Raw genomic sequence first — 16,758 nt, forward strand, 5'->3', positions numbered from 1 at the left:
CGCGAGGCCCAAACGCTTACACCTGAAATTGAATGAGCAAGGCTTGATCTATCTGCAAGCCTGGATGATCGACCCAACCGAGGTACGCGCAACCCTAGCCTCATCCGGCGCTGGAGAAAAGGTGGCCTTACGAGCCTGCCGATCTCGCTATAGGCCGCAGTTCGTGGCCTGACAACCCAAGATACATATGCTCTGCGACGCTAACGGGTTACCGTTACGCTTCCTCCTCTCTGGCGGTTATCATTCCAGATGGTGCGCAAGCTGAATTGATCCGCCAATGAAAATTCCGTCTCGAATCCAATTTCTGTGAAAAGAACCAGCTCAACCCCATTGAAATTTCCATGGCGAATCAATGGTGACCAGTCTGCAATTGGGTGAAAAGTGAAGCGGGCGAAGCATAGAGAAGGCTGCCGATTGGCAGCCTTTTTTTCGCCTGAATCCACCGCGTCGCCTGCTTCGCGGGCTTGCCCGCTCCCACAGGTACTGCGCGGGTTTCGGGCTCACGCTGTACCTGTGGGAGCGGCCGGGGCCGCGAACACCGGCGCAGCCGGTGCCATGCACCGCGTCGCCTGCTTCGCGGGCTTGCCCGCTCCCACAGGTACTGCACTGGCTTCGGGTTCACGCTGTACCTGTGGGAGCGGCCGTGGCCGCGAACAATGGCGCAGCCGATGCCATAGCGAGTTACAAGTCGTCCAGTCGAACCTTCACACGCTGCGGGGAAGCAAGGCGCTTTTCCACTCTGGCGATAAGCACTTTATCGTCCTCATCGGGAGACTTGGTCTTGGAGCGCTTAAGTTCTTTGCAAGCGCGGGCCTTGAGTTCATCTTCCACGCGGTTGTCGATCGAGGCCATGGGCCAGCCGTTCCTGCTCAGACGTCCGTCATTACAATACATTTGTCCGCCTACAGCCACCGCCGACCTGCTACTTCCCCTCACCAACCGGCTCCACCCGCTGCACTACGATCTGCATATGGGTCGCCATATCGGTCAGTATCACCTCCCCTTCCTTGTACTCCGGGGTGATCATCAGCGAGCGCACAAAATGCTCGTTGCCACCTTCGCGCTTTTGCACGTTCTCGAACGCCACGATAATCGTGTCATTGCGCCAGTTGCTGATGTCGAAACCGCCCGCTGCAACGAACTCACTAATGTCGCGCTCGTCGTTGAACACATTGGCCGGCAGGATCAGCAGGCGGTCCTTGAGAAACACCTGGTAATACTGGCGAGGCCCCACCGGCCAGTTCTGCTCCACCACGTGCTCGATGCGCCAGTGATGAACGTTGTTCTCATAAACCACCACGCGCTCGACCTTGTGCCCGTTGCACGCAGCAAGCAATGGCAAAAGCAAACCGGCGAGCCCGATACGCATGCGGCGCAAATTCATCCAGAAGCCTCGTTACATCAGCGAAAACACGTTACTTGGCAGCTTTCGCCGCCTGGCGGTTGGCCCTGCGCGTCTCCCGGTAGCCGACCAGGCGCACACGCATTTCCCGGTAGCGCTGGGTATTGATGACCAGCAAGGCCAGCAGCCCGAACAGCAGAACCGAGACGTAACCGCCCATGTGCGGTCGGTAGCCGTAACTGGGCAACGCAGCCAATACGGCCAGCCCGTTCAGCCCGATCAGCCCCCACAGGCCCCAAGCGTAGCCACGCACCAGGGCGATATGCGAAGCGGCGCTGACCATCCCTGCCAGCGCCAACGCCAGCACCGATAGCGGTCGGTCAGGACTGCGCAGATAAGTGGAGAACACCAGTGACACACAGCCGCCAATGGCGAAGCAGGACAGCATGAACTCGGCAATGAACACGCCGAAATAACGGGAAAGGAATGCTTGCAGTTCCTGGCCATGGGTCATTCGTCAATTTCCTCGTAAAGCCCCACGGCAACCGATTGCACGAAGCTACTGCTGGCAAAACCCGACAAGCCGCCAATCGAGTCCTTGATCAAGGTACGCGTGGCGTGCTGGATCTGGGTGGGGGTGAAACGCTTGATCGCGGTACCCGCCGCCTGCTTCAGCTTCAGCTGCTTGGCGGTGAGCGACGGGTGCTTGATCTGCAGAAGTTCCTCGGCCAGGGCCTTGCGCTGCTGCCGCGACAGGCTCTGGAACAGCTCTCTCCAGCCCTTGCCGGTCGCCGCTTTGCGTGCCTGCAGGAAACGCACGGTGTTCAGGCTCGATGCGCCCACACCGGCCAGCGCCACGCCGTCGAGGATGCTCATTACCGTCTGCACCGTGTCATTACTGTCGAGCCAGTCGTTCTGCCCAGGGTCGAACACTTCGTTGAACACCCGGTACCCGCCCATCATGCACTGCCCGGTCCCGGCCGCTGCGGCGGCATAGCCGACTGCCGTCAACACCATGCTGGCACCGCCAGTGAAGGGTACGGCAATGGTGCCGCTGAACATGACGACCCAACCCAGGTAGGCCGACAGGCAACTCAAACTGGCGTTCACGGCCTCGGCCATTACCTTGCGCTCACGAGCGCCGGTCTGCAGCTGGGTCATGAACTGTTCAGGTGACCTGTAAGGTGGCGCCTCCTGCAAAATCACGCGCTTGGGCGCGATGCTGCAGATCGGCTTGAATTCGCGCAGGACGATCACGTTGTACTGGGCATCGATGTAGACAACACCCGCGCCAACGATACCCGGGTCGGAATCGATGGCCCTGAACAACTTCTGCTGGTCGACAGTCAACAGCAGCCGCTGGCGGGCCATTTGCTGCTGGTAGCCGCCGAGCACGCCGGACATCAGGTCGGTCACGACAACTCTCCTTGATTCGAAAAGCCGCTGCGCCGGCCCACGCACGCCCCGTGCAGGTCAGGCGACCTGCCTGGGGCGGCACGTGCACCGGCGCAAGCGCAACGGAGCGTGGGTTACACGTTCGGGCAAGGCACCGGCGCCCAGTCACCCATGTCGGGGCTGCGGCACATCTTGTTGACCTGGTCGACGCCAGCATTGGCCACCTGCTGGGCCTCGGCTTTCTTGGTCGTGGCCTTCTGCAGGGTCTTCTCGGTGGCGACCGCCTCTTGCGGCACGTTCTTGTTCACCTTGACGGCCTGGGTCTTCTTCTTGCCAGTGGTGGCCTTCGGCGGTTCAGCCACGGTCGCTACGTCGGTACGGGCCACACCCACCTGCTTGAGGTCCTGCTCGTAGGCCTGGGTGTAGTTGTCGAGGTTTTCCGCGACGCGGCCGTTGACGGTGGCCAGCAGCTTGTTCGACTCCTGCAGGCCGGAGACGATCTCGGCCAGGCGCTTGCGCCCTTCGGTGTCGTTGATGCGGTTGGCCTTGCGGCCTTCGATCAGGCTGGTGAATTCACGCTGGTAGCAGCTCTGCGAAGCCTTGGCATAGGCCGTGGTGCGGTCCAGGTCGGCGGCGCTCTTGTCGATGTCGGTGGCATACGAGGCAATGCGCTGCTTGTCGTCGCTGATCTGCTTCTGGCGCTCGGTGTAGTAACCGGCCGCGCCGCCCACCAGGGCACCGCCCGCCGCACCGATGGCGGCGTTGCGGCCGCGGTTGTCGCCGTCGACCAAGGCACCGGTCAGGGCACCGCCGAGGGCACCGATGACGGCGCCGGTCGCTACCGAGCGGGTCATGTCGCCGTCGGTGGCACGCAGGTGCTGCACGGGCTCGTAGCAGCTCGGGTAGTACTCGACCTTGGTCGTGGCACCCACCTTGGACACCGGTGAGCTGGAGCAGCCCGCCATCAGGACAGTGCTGAAACCTGCGGCGAGCAGCAGGGCGGAACGGGCATGGGAAGCCGTGAAGATGGTCTTGAACATGTCACTCTCTCACGTGGGTGGTTAAAACGGGGGGCCTCATGCCACCCCGCGCTTGCGTCAGGCAGAAGCCACTACGAAGGCCGCGCGGCGGCCGATGCCAGGAGCTCCTTGAGGATCGTCGCCGGGTCGGCCCGCCGGTTCTGGCGGTACTCCCCAACGTGGCGAACGAACAGGGTCGCGCGGCTCACCAGGCTCTGGCCCAGGACCGGCTTGCGATTGAGTTCTTCCTTGACCCGCTGGAACTGCGCCTGGATCACCGCATCGGTGTAGCGCGTGCCGCTGGCCAGGTTGTCGATGTAGATCGCCACCGCGCCATCGAGCGCAGCGCGGCCGTTGCTGATGGCCGCGGCATACATGCGCACGCTGGTCTGGTCGCCACGCGCCTGGGCCTCGGCCTGGGTGTTGCGCAGGTTGGTCAGGCGGATGTTGTAGTTGTTGATGGTCTCGGCCACCAGGGCGGCGGACTGGATCAGGTTGCCGGCCGCCTCTTCGCGCTGGCGGCCGATCAGCGACACGCTACGCTTGAGCTCTTCGTTGACCAGCCCCAGCTCGGCCTGCTGGCGCGGGTCGGTGGTGGCGGCGATGAGGCTGTCCAGGCGCTTGGTCGGGTCCTCGGCGGCATCGATGTCGTCGGTCAGGCTGGCCAGGCGCCCTTGCTTCTGCCACTGCTCGAACAGTTCCTGGTAACGCGAACGGGGCGCCGAAAGGGCCCCGATGGCGACCCGGAAGCCGGTGGTCTCGTTGCGCTGCTCGGTACCGTCGGCGCCAAACAGCGGGTACTCGCGGCGCATGCCGGTGAACAGCGTGCCCTCGCCTTCCAGGTAGTTGCCGCCCTTGACCACGAAGCCGCCGTAGGCGCCCTGCAGGCGCCCAGCGTGCACCAGCTGGAACGACTCCTGGACCATTTCCGCAGCATTGCCGATCACATCGAACAGCCCCAGCGGGTTCGGCAGCCGGGTGCCGATCGGCATCAGCCGTGCCGCCTGCCCGCTGCCGCCAGCCACCTGGTTGTAAACCGCCCAGTCGCTGAGCGGCCCGTCGCTGTCACTGCCCTGGACCTTGCGCGGGAACAGCCGCCCTTCCAGTTCCTGGCGGCTTACCGCAGAACCGCCACGAGCAGCGAACTCCCACTCCACTTCAGTGGGCAGGCGCACGAAACCGACCCCGCCGTCCTCGGCCTTGCTGCCCCGGCCACTGACCGGCAGCAGGTCGCGGTGATACTTGAGCAGCCAGGCACTGTAGACCGCGACAAAGCGTTCGGCCTCGAAGCGCGACAGCTTGACCTTGGGCAGGCGCCCGGCCGCGGTGGTGTCGGGCTGGCAGGCCGGCGCCGCCTCGCCGCTGGCCAGCGACTGGGCCTGGGCCATTACCTGGGCATACTGGCGGGCGCTGACCTCGTACTTGCCAATGAAATACATCATTGGCTTGAGCGGGCCGGCCTGGTCGAGCTTGGGCAGGCTGGGAGCGACCGCCTTCTGCCACTCGGGCGACAGGTCCTGGAGGCTGAACTGGCCATTGATGAAGTCACGCCGGTAACCGGAAATAAACGACTGCTGGTAGCCGGCCTCGCCTTCGCTGAACGGGTAGCCAAGGTTGACCTCGCGGTCGTCCAGGCTGCCCTGGGCCAGTACGTAGACGCTGCGCAGCACCAGCTCGCCGCCGCACGGCAGCGGCAGGCTGACGTCACCGGGCAAGGGCTTGGGGTTGTCCAGCTTGCTGGTATCGACCGCCGCTGCCGGGGCGCTGGCCGCAGCGGTGTCGACTGGCTTGGCCGGCTTGGCCGGCAGCTCCTCGGCGCCCGGCGAACAGGCCGCCAGGCCCAGCGTGGTCAGAAGCAGGGCCGCAGCCCCGAGGCGAAGTTCAGACATCACGGATTCCTTGGCTGGCATCGATGCGCGTCACCCGCCAGCCGCCCACGGCAGCAGCGGCGGCGCTGGCCAGCAGCACCGCAGACAACGCAACGAAGTAATGCATCGGCAACAGGTGGCTGGCGTACTCGCCGGGCACCTGGGTGAAGATCCGGTTGAGGCCCTGCTCGGCCAGCAGGTACAGGCCGCCAGCAACTGCCGCCGCCAGCACGCCGCTGTACAGCGCCTGCAGCACCACGAACAGCAGCAACGCGGCGGTACCGAACCCCAGCAGGCGCAGCACCGCCAGCTCGCGCTGCTTGCGCTGCACTGCCGCCACTGCGCCAGCGGCGATGGCGGCCACGGCGCCGGCCACGGCCAGGCTGGTGATGATCCAGAACACCAGGTCGAGGTTGCGGCTGAGGGCCTGCACCTGGGCGATCTGCGCCGCCTGGGTCGATACCAGCCATTTGCGTTCGGCAAAATAGGCGCGCAGCGGCTCGACATCGGCCAGCCCACGCGCATACAGGCGAAACGCCGGGTAGATCCGCCCGGCATCGCTGCCTGCGGCTTCGCCCGGCCAGCCCAGCGCCGGCACAGCGCGCCCGTCGCGGTAATCCTCGACCGCTTCGAGCAGGGCCAGCGAAGCGAACAGGCCATCGCGCTCGAACGCCGCCAGCGGCAGCACCGCGGCCACCTGCAGGCGCGTCTGGCGCCACTGCAGCTGGCCGGCCTGCTGGCGGCTGAAGCTGGCCTGCAACTCATCACCGGCAGCGGCACCGAGCTTCTCGGCAGCGGTAAAACTCAATACCACCTGCTGCAGGCCCTGCGGTGGCGGCACCTGTTGCAGCAACGGGTCACCGGCAGCGGTTGGCAGCATCTCGACAGTCACCGCGCGCCCTTGGGCAGGCAGCAACAGCTCGGCGGTGGCAGCGATCTGCCGGGTCCGCGCAATGGCGAAGGCAACGTCCGGTCGCTGGGCCAGGGCCTGGATGAAATCGGCATGGAAACGGCCACCGCCCAGGGGAATGATTTCGCGCACACTCGGGTCGCGTTGCAGCCGCTCGGTCAGGCTGCCGACCAGGCCGAACTTGAGCCCGAACAGCACCAGCAAGGGGGCGATCACCGCCACCAGCGCCAGCACGCTGCACGCCGACAGCCGCGCATCGTTGCGGTAGTCCTGCCAGGCCAGGCCGGCGATCAGCCACGGGCGCATCAGACGGCCTGCACCAGGCTGGCGGTGACGCCGCCGTCGGCATCGCGCCGGCAGGCCATGCGCAGCACGTCCAGCCCGGCCCGGCGCGCCAGCGCTTCGTCATGGGTGGCAAGCACGCAGGTTACTTGGCGCGCCTGGGCCTCGCGCAGCAGCAACTGCATGACCCGCTCGGCGTTCACCGGGTCCAGCGCCGCGGTCGGCTCGTCGGCCAGCAGCAACGCCGGCGCATGCGCCAGGGCCCGGGCGCAGCTGACCCGCTGGCGTTGCCCCAGCGACAACGCGGCAGGCTTCTTGGCCAGCTGGTCATGCACATCCAGCGCCTCGGCCAGGCGTTCGACACTGCCGTCCTCGCCCAGCCCCAACAGCTGCCGCGGCAGGCGTATATTGCCCCGCACATCGAGGAAGCCGAGCAAGCCGCCGGCCTGCAGCACATAGCCCAGCTGGCGGCTGCGCAGCGCCGCCAGCTGGTCGAGACGGCGCTGGCGCCACAGGCCAGCCACATCGGCGCCAGCAAAGACGAAACCCTCGGCGGCATCCGGCGCCAGCACCAGCGCCAGCAGGTCGAGCAAGGTACTCTTGCCGCAACCGCTGGGGCCGACCAGCGCCACCCGTGCCCCAGCCGCCAGCTGCAGCCGATCGATCTGCAGGCTGTAGCGCTGGGCACCCTGCCCGCGCGTCTTGCGCACCCCGTGCAGGCTGATCATCACGGCAGCGTCGACAGGGGGACACGGTACAGGGCATCGCCCGGCTCGGCCTTGCCGAAGCGCACCCAGTTGGCCATGTCGTTGTGGAAGGTTTCGTACAGGCGGATCTTCGAGTCCAGTTCGTCGATGAAGTCCTCTTGTTCGGCCACCGACAGCGACAACCACAGGTCCTCGGTCATGCTCAGCGACTTGCTGCGGTATGGCAGGCCTTCGAGGTATTCGCCCAGCACCCCGCCCTGGGCCAGGTTGGCGCCTTTGCGCAAGGCCCCCGGATCGCGGCTCATGTAGGCACTGGCGCTGGCGATCTCGTTGAAGAAATCACCGGGTGAACTGCGGGTCTTGCGTGCGGCGTCGACGATCAGCTTCAGCGACTGCTGCAGGTCATTGAGCTGCAACTTGGTCAGCATCACGCACACCTGCAGGCTCGGCAGTGCCGGGTTGGTCAGGTCGCGGTCGGCGGCCCAGGCGCTGACCAGCTGCGGCGCCTGGCTGGCAGCGTGCCGGCCGAGGAAGTCCATGTGCATGGCGTAGCCGATCGCCTGCGACTTGGCCGCCAGACTCGCGCCCGTGGCCAACTGCGGTACTGGCTGTGGCTGCTGCTCACGCACCTGGTGCGCCAGCTCGGCGAAGGTCGAGCCGATCTCGCGCACGCGCTCGCCAAAGGCGCCCACATCGCCGCCCGGCACGCCCACGTACAGGTCGCCGATCTGCGGGTTGCTGTCGGCGGTGAGCACGCGGTACTGGCTTTCGGCCGAGCCATGGTTGTTCACCCCGGCGGGGGTGCGCAGGTGCAGGGCGTAGATCTTGATCTGCTTGCTCAGCGCGGCCTGGCGAACCTCGGCCTCGTTCATCTGGGTGCTGCTGTACGGGTCGTTCTTGCGCAGGGCGCCAGCATCGCTGACCAGCAGGACGATGCGCCCGCCATAGCCCGACCAGTCCATGCCTTCCACAGCCTGCATCACCCCGGCAAAGGCATCCTCATTGAACGAGTGGCTGGAAACGCTGGTGGCCTTGACCTGCGCCGCGGCCTTGAGGAAGCGCGCCGGGTCGCGGCCCTCCTCCAGGCTGACCAGGGTCTTGCTCAGGTAGTCCAGGCCCGGTGTGCGCTTGACGCTGTTGCGAAAGCCCACCAGGCCGAAGCTGACGTTGTCCAGCTCGCCGCGTGCGGCCAGTTGCGCCTGCAGTTCGCTGACCACCTGGCGCACGCGGTCGATGTAGGGTTGCATCGACACCGAAGTGTCGACCACCAGGACGATGCCGGTACGGAAGCGGTTGTCCGTCGCCACCGCCGCACCGGCAGCCGTGGCCGCCTGGCTGCGGGCGCTGCTGCCAGGGTCGATGGAGGCAACGTTGAGCAACTGCACCGGCTGGCCGTCGGCGCCGAAGCTTTCCCGGTAGTCGAAGATCGGCATCAGGTAGAACTGGTTCTGTGGCACCGCGCTGGCGGCCGGCTCCAGGGCCAGCACCTGCGGTACCTGGTCGGGCTGGTTCTGCGCCTTGAGCAGGTCGGCGCGGGCCTTGCCGGTATCGTCGAGCAGTTGCTGCAGGTCTTCGGCCTGGCGCATGAACATCACTGGCGAACGGCCGGAACGCTCGGTGAATTTCAGCACCAGGCTTTGCTTCCAGTCGCTGGTTTGTGCCGCCGGCAACCAGCCGTCGCGCTGGCCGCTGCTGGAGGCACCCACTTCCAGCCAGGGCTGGCCGTCGATGTCCTTGCGCTGGTACACGTACAGCACCGAGAACGCCGGCAGCGGCTCACCCGCGCCGTCGCCGGGCTGGGCCAGCAATTGCGCTTCGGGCTTGCTCAGCACGCGTTGGAACAGGGTTTTCTTGCCTGGCATCAACAACGGCCGGCCGTCTTCGCTGGCAGCTGGTGGCGGCGCGGTCGGTGGCAGCGGGTCGCTCGCGGTTTGCGCCAGCGGTGGTTGCGCAACCGGTTGCTCATTGCCAGAGCGCAACCAGAAGAAGGTCGCGCCCAGGCCCAGCGCTGCGGCGATGGCCACGGCCAGTATGGCCTTGGCCGGCTTGCCCGAGGCAGGTTGCGGCGGCGCAGCGGGCTGGGTCGGCTGCGGCTTTGGCTTTGGCGCAGGCGCAGGCGCAGGTGCAGGTGCGGCGACCGGCGTTGCCGTGGCCTGCGGGATATCGATGGACACCGGTGTCAGCCCACCCAGCTCGGCCTTGCCCGGCAACGCGACCGGCAACGGCCGGATCACCGTGCTGTCCGCGCCATCGGCTGGCAGGCGGTCGAGTGCAGCCAGCAACGCCGCGGCATCGGCGAAGCGTTGCTCAGGGTCCTTGGCCAGCAGCCCGCGCAGGATGTCCTGATAGCGCCCATGCTCGATGGGCAGCTCCGGCAACGGCTCGGTCAGGTGGGCCAGCGCAGTCGACAAGGCATCGGTGCCCCGGTAGGGCAGCTCGCCGACGAGGATCTCGTACAGCACCACCCCAAGCGCATAGAGGTCGGCGCGGCCATCGATGTCCATGCCCCGCGCCTGCTCCGGGCTCATGTAGCTGGGGGTGCCGACGGCGAAGCCGGCCTGGGTGAACTGGGTGCGGTCATCCAGCGACTTGGCGATGCCGAAGTCGGAGAGCACCGCCGTACCGTCGGCACGGAACAGGATGTTGGCCGGTTTCACGTCGCGGTGCACCAGCCCCTGGGCGTGGGCATAGCCCAGCGCCTGGGCGATCTGCCGCACGTACAGCAAGCCCTGCTCAGGGGTAAGCCCGGCAGCGATGCGCTCCTTGAGGGTCCCGTTGGGCAGGTACTCCATGGCCATGTAGTACAGCTCGCCGACATTACCAATGTCGTGGATGGTGGCAATGTGCGGATGTGCCAGCCGCGCCAGGGTGCGCCCTTCGCGCAGGAAGCGCTCGCAGAAGGTAGGGTCGGCGGCAAGGCTCGCGGCCATCACCTTCAGCGCCACCTTGCGCTGCAGCGAGCGCTGGGTCGCCAGGTAGACACTGGCCATGGCGCCCTGGCCAATCTCGCAGTCGATGTCGAATCCGGGGATCTGCATGTTCAGGGTGCTCATCAATTCGCCTTCACCACCACGGCGGTAATGTTGTCGGGGGCGCCACGGGTCAGCCCCAGGTGCACCAGGCTGCGGACCACCTGGTAGGGGTCGGCGTGGCCGAGCACGTCGGCGATCTCGTGATCTTCGGCAGTCTTGTTCAAGCCATCGCTGCACAGCAGGTAGGTATCGCCGGGCTGTACCTGCAGGTTCACCGCCTGCAGTTCGAGCTGGTCCTCCACGCCGATGGCGCGGGTGACGATGTTGCCGCGCGGGTGCACGCGCGCTTCGGCCTCGTTGAGCAGGCCGCTGTCCTGCAGTTCCTGGACGTAGCTGTGGTCATGCGACAGGCGCTCGAGACGGCCAGCACGCAAGCGATACAGGCGGCTGTCACCGGCCCACAAGCCCACGGCCCGGTCGCCGCGTGCGGCCAGCAGCACCACCGTGCTGCCCATCATCGCAACACCCCGGCGCAGGGTTTCCTCACGCACGGCGTGGTTGACCTGGGCCAGCGTGTCGCGCAAGGCCTGGGTGAAATCCTCCAGCCCATCGATGAGCGGCAACTGGCGCAGGCTGTCCACCGCCAGGCTGCTCACGTAGTCGCCGGCGGCATGCCCGCCCATACCGTCGGCAACGGCCCACAGGCCATCCCAGGTCAGTTCCAGGCAGGCGTCTTCGTTGATCTTGCGGACCATGCCCACATGGCTGTAGCTGGCCGCGCTGTAGTGCACACGGTTCATGCGGGTTGCGCCTCGCTGCCGAGCAGGAACGCGGCGAACTGGTCGCTGCGCGGCAGGCCCTGGCTACGCAGCAGGCCAGGGGCGATTCGCTCGCTGCCCTGCCCCCACCACAGGCTCATGCCTTGGCAGGCGCATTCGGCCAGGGCCAGTGCCCGGCCCTGCGGGGTAACGCCGTCCAGCCGCTGCAACCCGCCCACGGTCACCCGGGGCCCCTGCAGCAGCGGCCAGGCCTGGCTGAACGGTTGCAAGGCCGCCTCGAAACGCTCGAACGACGCATCCGCGTCAAGCGTGCCCAGCAACGCCGCCTCGACCGCTTCGAACCAGTCATCGGCACCGCCGACGATGCCGGCGAGCGCCACGCCGGGTTCCAGTACCTGCGCCACGCTCAGCGGAAAATACCGCCCGACCCGGTCGATGCTCGGCATCAGTACGCCGACCACCGCATCCGGGCCACACACCCCGGGTGCCAGGGCAAAGCGCCACAACGGGCTGACCAGGTAGGCCTGTAGCCAGCCCTCGCCAAGCGCCTGCTGGCTGGCCTGGATACCGGCGGCCAGCCACTGGTCCCAGGGCTGGATGAAGGTCTGCGGCAAGCCGCGGCTGACGAAGTCGCCGCGGCAGGCCAGTTTTCCGTAGAAACCGACGTCGTTCACAGATGCTCCGGCAGGCTGAAACCGCTGACCACTCGGCTGCGGAACGGGTTGAAGGCACTGCTGGCGCGCAGCTCGTAGGACACGCTGGCGCCATCCACGCGCAAGCGCAGGTTGAAGCGCTCTGGCGAGCTGCCGGCCACCAGGTCGGACTGGTCGAGCAGGCGGAACCACGCCCATGGGCCTTCCACCGTCAGCCCCGAACGGCCGCTGGCCGCTGGCGGCGCGATCGACAGGCGGACCACGCCGATGCTGTTGGGGTTGGGCCACTGCAGCGCCACCGGGCGGCTCGGGCCGTGGTCGTAACTGACTTGCTGGCCGTCGAGGTCGAGCAGGAACTGGGTGATGCTCGCGTCCATCGCCACCGGCTTGAGTTCGAACCGCACGCTTGGCTGCAGGCCGTTGCCGCTGCGGAAGAAGGCATCGCGGATGGTCGCCGCGCGCTGGAAGGTGTACAGCACGTTGCTGCCGATGCCCAGCTTCTGCGCCGCGCCCGGCTGCCAGCTCCACGGTGTGCTGGAGGTATTGACGTAGGGTTGCAGGTACTTGCGGAAGTAGTTGTCCATCACCCCGCCGACGCCGAAGAACTGGCCAAAGTCTTCCAGCGTGGCGTCACGCGCACTGCCGGCCACCAGCGGGTAGCGGCCGCTGAGCGACTGGCGGTAGACATTCAGCACTTCGCTGGCCCAGGCGGCATTGAGCTGGTTGCGTACCCCGCCCATGACGATACCGTGGGTCGAGCCAAGTACCGAGCTGACCAGGTTCTGCACCACCTTGGGCTGGCGTGCCGCGCCCAGGGCCACCCGTTGCGCCGCGGCCTGGGCCTGGTTCTTGGCCTCGCCGAGCAAGGCGTCGCCGCTGGCCCCGACCATGGCGCTGACCTGCACGTAGAGCGCATTGAGGTCGGTGAGCAAGCCGTCGATGGCGGCGGGCTGGCCTTCGCCGCTGCCGACCAGCGTGGCCAGCTCGGCGAAGTGCGCGGTCACCGGGTCCTGCGTGCGTGCAGCGGGGCTGTCGACCGGCAGCGGCGCGTCGCCGAGCAGCCCGCCAAGGCGCTGGCGCAGCTGGTCGACACCGGCCTGCTGGGCCTTGTCCTGGGCCTTGTCGAGGGTGGTCGGCTGCGCCAGGTTGGTTTCACGGGCCGCCGCCTGCAGCAGCTGCTTCATCGGCGAGGTCGGCCCGGACAACACGCGCAATACGTCAGCGGCCTGGCCGACACTGGTGATCGGCACGAAGTCCAGGTCGTCGAGCAGGGCATCCCAGTGACGGATGTAATCCTGGTAGTAGAGCTGCTGCACATCGTCGGCCAGGCGCCGGGCATCGCCCGCCTCGCCCGGCGCGCGGCCCAGTACCCAGCGTTCCTCGGCCAGGGTGGTGCTCTGCGCCAGGCTGGCGGCGAGGAATACCTGGCGGTAGCCCTGCACGGTGAACAACCCCGGCAGCGGCTCGCTCAACGGCTTGCCGCTCTTGAAACGAAACACCAGGGCGGCATCGCGCCCGGCAGCGTCGCTGACGCGGAAGTCGTCGACCCCGTTGGGCAGCTTCTGGCGCTTGACCCGGTCGTACACCCGCTGGGCTACCGGCAGTTGCTGCAACTGGCGACGGGTATCGTCGATCAGGCGCTGGTCCAGGCGTGCATTCGGCGGGCGTTTCTCGAACAGCGCCGCCAGGTGCTGCTCCAGGGCCTGACGCAGGTCAGGCGCCAGGTCGCGAGGCAACTGGCGCTCCCAGTCGAGGGTGATCCAGGCCTTGATGAAGTCCGGGTCGTAGTGCTCGGCATCGGCCAGCATCAGGTAGGCCTTGAGGCCTTCGTAAAGGTAATCGGAGGGCCCGCCGGCATACAGCTGCTCCTCGATGCGGGTGACCAGGCGCGGGGCGAAGATGGCGATCAGCAGCTTGCGGTACAGGCTCTGCGCTTCGCTTTCGAGCATGTCGCCCTGGTACAGGCCCAGGCCCTCGGCCCAGCTGGGTGGGTCGTCGGCCAGGTGGCGCACGGCGTTGAGCAACGGCAGCACGTCGACCACGTTGCGCTGCGCGGGGCTCAGGCCTTGCACGCTTTTGCCCAGCGGCTGCAGACGGCTGTCGACCTCGGCGATGTATTGCTGGTTGGCGCGGTAACTGAGGGTCCACAAGGTGCCGACCAGCAGCACCAGAGCCACGCTCAGGGCCAGCGCGCCCCGGGCGATCCAGCGGCGCCGCTGCTCCACCTTGGGGTTGCTGCCAACCAGGCCGCGTTCGGCGAAGGCCACCGCGGTGAACAGCCGCTCGATGAAATAGCTGCGCCCGCTACCGCTCTGGCGTGCCAGGTGCGCGCGGTCCAGGCCCATGCTCTGCGCCATGCTGCCGATCAGCCGGTCGATCGGGCTGCCTTCCTGGGTGCCGCTGGTGAAGTACACACCGCGCAGCAACGCCCGCGCCTCGAAGGCGTTGGGCTTGAAGATGCCGTCGAGGAACAGCTTGAGGTTGCCACGCAGGGCGGCGAACTGCTGCACGAAGCCGTAGATCAGGTCGCGCCGGGCCGGGTCGCGTTCCTGTTGCAGGCGTTCGACCAGGCGCTCGCCGAGGCGCTGTTCGAGCAACCCGAACTCGTTGTCGAACTGTGCCAACGGGCCGTCACCGCCCTGTTCGAGGGTGTCCAGCGGGAACGTCATGCCCCATACCTGGGCACGCTCGTCCTTGCCCAGGTTGTCGAAGAACTCCATGAAGCCCGGCACCAGGTCGAGCTTGGTCAGCATCAGGTACACCGGGAAGCGCACGCCCAGCTGGCTGTACAGTTCCTGGATGCGCGTACGGATCGCCACGGCATGCGCGGCGCGCTCGGCATCGCTGCCCAGCAGCAGGTCGGACAGGCTGATGGCGATGAATGCGCCGTCGATCGGGCGGCGCGAGCGCTGGGTCTTGAGCAGGTCGAGAAAGCCCAGCCAGGCCGCCTTGTCGACCTGGGCGTGGCTGTCCTGGGTGGTGTAGCGGCCGGCGGTGTCGAGCAGCACGGCCTGGTCGGTGAACCACCAGTCGCAGTTGCGCGTGCCGCCGACACCACGGATGGCACCCTCGCCCAGTTGCGCGGCCAGCGGGAAGTGCAGGCCCGAATTGACCAGCGCGGTGGTCTTGCCCGAGCCGGGCGGGCCGATGATCACGTACCACGGCAGCTCGTACAGGTTGCGCCGTTCGTCACCGCCCAGGCGGGCTTTCTTGAGCAGGGCCAGGGCCTCGTCCATGCGCTGGCGCAGCGCCGCCAGCTCTTCGCTGGTGGCCACGCTGGCAGGGTCCGGGGCGGTCTCTGCGGCCAGGCTCTGCATGACCTTGGCCGCCTGTCGGCGTGCCTGCACGATGCGCCAGGCGCGGTAGCCGCCCCACAGGGCGAACAGCAGGATGATCAGCAACCAGCGTGGCGTCGGCGGCGCCAGCATTTCCAGCAACGGCCCGACGAACCAGATGATCAGGCTGAGGGCGATCAGGCCCAGCAGCGGGATTACCCAGCGAATGACAAAACTGAAAAACGCCTTCACTCGACGCCCTCCGCCAGAACGGTGATTTCAACCCGGCGATTCTTCGCCCGGCCCTGCGCGGTGTCGTTCGACGCCAGCGGCTCGGTGTCGCTCAACCCTTGCGCACTGAAGCGCTCGGGTTGCCCGGTGCGCGCGGCGAGGATGGCCTTGACCTCTTCGGCGCGCGCCTGCGACAACGCCCAGTTGGACGGGAAGCGCAGCGTGGCGATGCGCTGGTTGTCGCTGTGCCCGGTGACCCGGACGTTGCCCTTGACCTTGGCCAGCGCTTCGGCAATGCGCAGCATCAGCGGCTGGAAATCGCCCTTGATGCTGGCGCTGGCGCTGGCGAACAGTTCGTCGCCGCGAATGGTCACCACCGAGCGATCGACCGCGTCTTCGACGGCGACCCGGCCGGCCTTGATGTCCTCGGCGAGGAAGCCGGCCAGGCGCGGGCGCTCCACCGGCTTGGGCTGCAGCACCGGGCGGTCCATGGCCTGCACCGGGATTTCACCCAGCGCGTGGATACCACGGAATACCGGCTCGGCATCGGCGGCCAGCTTCAGGCGCAGGCCGAACAACAACAGCAACAGCAGCGCCACGGCCACCGCCAGGCCCACCCAGGGCGGCACGAACTGGGCCAGGCGGTCACGGCTGACCGCCACCCCGCGCCAGTGCGGCGAGAGTTCACGCTCACGCTCGCCACGGGCGCTGCGGATCGCCGCCGCAGTGCGCTCGCGCAGCGCTTCGAGCTGGGCACGGCCATCGTTCATGACCCGGTAGCGGCCTTCGAAGCCGAGGCTGGTGCACAGGTACAACAGCTCCAGCAGGTTGAGGCGTTCGCGCGGGCTTTGCAGGCAGTGCTCCATCAGCTGGAACACCTTCTCGCCGCCCCAGGCCTCGTTGTGCACGGTGATCAGCAAGCTCTGCCGGCTCCAGTCGCTGGCACTGCCCCACGGCGTGCTGAGCACCGCCTCGTCCAGCGCGGTACACAGCGCATAGCGCGCCAGCAGCACCTCGTTGCGCACCACCCCGGCGGCTTCGGCGCGGGTTTCGAACTGGCGCAGATAGGCCAGCAACTGCGCGCGCAGGCTGGCCGGCGCCGAATGCGCAATGGTGTTGCGCAGGCGGGTAAGCAAGGCCAGCAACGGCCCGGCTGCCTGCTCCAGCGGGTTGAGGCCGACGCCCTGGCCAGGCGCCAGGGGGTCGGCTGGCACCTGCAATGGCGGCTGCTGCGGCGCTGCCGCGGCAGGCTGCGGGGCTGCGCGGCCACCGGGGCGCGGCATGAACTGGGTACGGTCGTTGGCCTGCGGATCGTCCGGGTGCAT

General features: G+C 67.2%; 13 protein-coding genes and 1 pseudogene. 1 reads left to right on the forward strand and 13 read right to left on the reverse strand.

All coding sequences use genetic code 11. The features are described from left to right. Positions 1-10: 10 nt before the first annotated feature. Positions 11-247, forward strand: a pseudogene (locus ACJA3S_RS19545) (IS5/IS1182 family transposase); the annotation flags it as partial. Between the two features lie 434 nt (positions 248-681). Here the strand turns inward: ACJA3S_RS19545 and ACJA3S_RS19550 are convergent. From ACJA3S_RS19550 to ACJA3S_RS19610, 13 genes are all read right to left on the reverse strand, one after another. After that, the gene (locus tag ACJA3S_RS19550) at positions 682-852 is read right to left on the reverse strand and encodes a type II toxin-antitoxin system RelB/DinJ family antitoxin (protein ID WP_406819676.1); all 171 of its coding nucleotides are present in this window, start codon (positions 850-852) and stop codon (positions 682-684) included. A gap of 70 nt (positions 853-922) precedes the next feature. After that, positions 923-1,384: a hypothetical protein gene (locus ACJA3S_RS19555; protein WP_406819677.1), complete on the reverse strand. Its 462-nt coding sequence runs from the start codon at positions 1,382-1,384 to the stop codon at positions 923-925. A gap of 31 nt (positions 1,385-1,415) precedes the next feature. Beyond that, positions 1,416-1,856 (reverse strand): hypothetical protein, encoded by a 441-nt coding sequence (locus tag ACJA3S_RS19560; protein ID WP_406819678.1) that lies wholly within the window; start codon positions 1,854-1,856, stop codon positions 1,416-1,418. Continuing rightward, on the reverse strand, positions 1,853-2,746 hold the full coding sequence (locus tag ACJA3S_RS19565; RefSeq protein ID WP_406822280.1) for an NAD synthetase: 894 nt from the start codon (positions 2,744-2,746) through the stop codon (positions 1,853-1,855). Before ACJA3S_RS19565 ends, ACJA3S_RS19560 begins: the two co-directional genes overlap by 4 nt. Before the next feature lie 125 nt (positions 2,747-2,871). Next, positions 2,872-3,777 (reverse strand): type VI secretion system-associated lipoprotein TagQ, encoded by a 906-nt coding sequence (gene tagQ / locus ACJA3S_RS19570; protein WP_406819679.1) that lies wholly within the window; start codon positions 3,775-3,777, stop codon positions 2,872-2,874. Between the two features lie 71 nt (positions 3,778-3,848). Beyond that, entirely contained in the window at positions 3,849-5,645 is a 1,797-nt protein-coding gene (locus ACJA3S_RS19575) for a formylglycine-generating enzyme family protein (RefSeq protein ID WP_406819680.1), read from the reverse strand. After that, complete coding sequence (locus tag ACJA3S_RS19580) at positions 5,638-6,840, reverse strand: ABC transporter permease (protein ID WP_406819681.1); 1,203 nt, start codon at positions 6,838-6,840, stop codon at positions 5,638-5,640. The genes ACJA3S_RS19575 and ACJA3S_RS19580 overlap by 8 nt, the downstream gene beginning before the upstream one ends. Next, positions 6,840-7,544 (reverse strand): ATP-binding cassette domain-containing protein, encoded by a 705-nt coding sequence (locus tag ACJA3S_RS19585; RefSeq protein WP_170031656.1) that lies wholly within the window; start codon positions 7,542-7,544, stop codon positions 6,840-6,842. The genes ACJA3S_RS19580 and ACJA3S_RS19585 overlap by 1 nt, the downstream gene beginning before the upstream one ends. Continuing rightward, on the reverse strand, positions 7,544-10,567 hold the full coding sequence (locus tag ACJA3S_RS19590; RefSeq protein ID WP_406822281.1) for a serine/threonine-protein kinase: 3,024 nt from the start codon (positions 10,565-10,567) through the stop codon (positions 7,544-7,546). Before ACJA3S_RS19590 ends, ACJA3S_RS19585 begins: the two co-directional genes overlap by 1 nt. A gap of 8 nt (positions 10,568-10,575) precedes the next feature. Next, positions 10,576-11,295, reverse strand: coding sequence for a PP2C family protein-serine/threonine phosphatase (locus ACJA3S_RS19595; RefSeq protein ID WP_406819682.1), 720 nt, complete (start codon positions 11,293-11,295; stop codon positions 10,576-10,578). Further along, positions 11,292-11,948 carry a type VI secretion system-associated protein TagF gene (gene tagF, locus ACJA3S_RS19600; RefSeq protein WP_406819683.1) on the reverse strand — a complete coding sequence of 219 codons (657 nt, stop codon included), beginning with the start codon at positions 11,946-11,948 and terminating at the stop codon, positions 11,292-11,294. Before tagF ends, ACJA3S_RS19595 begins: the two co-directional genes overlap by 4 nt. Then, positions 11,945-15,454: a type VI secretion system membrane subunit TssM gene (gene tssM, locus ACJA3S_RS19605; RefSeq protein WP_406819684.1), complete on the reverse strand. Its 3,510-nt coding sequence runs from the start codon at positions 15,452-15,454 to the stop codon at positions 11,945-11,947. Before tssM ends, tagF begins: the two co-directional genes overlap by 4 nt. Beyond that, positions 15,451-16,758, reverse strand: a complete 1,308-nt coding sequence (locus ACJA3S_RS19610; RefSeq protein ID WP_406819685.1) for a DotU family type VI secretion system protein — start codon at positions 16,756-16,758, stop codon at positions 15,451-15,453. The genes tssM and ACJA3S_RS19610 overlap by 4 nt, the downstream gene beginning before the upstream one ends.

This window comes from Pseudomonas sp. KnCO4 (assembly GCF_045344305.1).
Classification (GTDB): domain Bacteria; phylum Pseudomonadota; class Gammaproteobacteria; order Pseudomonadales; family Pseudomonadaceae; genus Aquipseudomonas; species Aquipseudomonas anuradhapurensis.

Excerpts from the sequence above, each read along its gene's own strand:
- ACJA3S_RS19550 (WP_406819676.1), bottom strand. The coding sequence starts at position 852 with ATGGCCTCGATCGACAACCGCGTGGAAGATGAACTCAAGGCCCGCGCT.
- ACJA3S_RS19555 (WP_406819677.1), bottom strand. The coding sequence starts at position 1,384 with ATGAATTTGCGCCGCATGCGTATCGGGCTCGCCGGTTTGCTTTTGCCA.
- ACJA3S_RS19560 (WP_406819678.1), bottom strand. The coding sequence starts at position 1,856 with ATGACCCATGGCCAGGAACTGCAAGCATTCCTTTCCCGTTATTTCGGC.
- ACJA3S_RS19565 (WP_406822280.1), bottom strand. The coding sequence starts at position 2,746 with ATGTCCGGCGTGCTCGGCGGCTACCAGCAGCAAATGGCCCGCCAGCGG.
- tagQ (WP_406819679.1), bottom strand. The coding sequence starts at position 3,777 with ATGTTCAAGACCATCTTCACGGCTTCCCATGCCCGTTCCGCCCTGCTG.
- ACJA3S_RS19575 (WP_406819680.1), bottom strand. The coding sequence starts at position 5,645 with ATGTCTGAACTTCGCCTCGGGGCTGCGGCCCTGCTTCTGACCACGCTG.
- ACJA3S_RS19580 (WP_406819681.1), bottom strand. The coding sequence starts at position 6,840 with ATGCGCCCGTGGCTGATCGCCGGCCTGGCCTGGCAGGACTACCGCAAC.
- ACJA3S_RS19585 (WP_170031656.1), bottom strand. The coding sequence starts at position 7,544 with ATGATCAGCCTGCACGGGGTGCGCAAGACGCGCGGGCAGGGTGCCCAG.
- ACJA3S_RS19595 (WP_406819682.1), bottom strand. The coding sequence starts at position 11,295 with ATGAACCGTGTGCACTACAGCGCGGCCAGCTACAGCCATGTGGGCATG.
- ACJA3S_RS19610 (WP_406819685.1), bottom strand. The coding sequence starts at position 16,758 with ATGCACCCGGACGATCCGCAGGCCAACGACCGTACCCAGTTCATGCCG.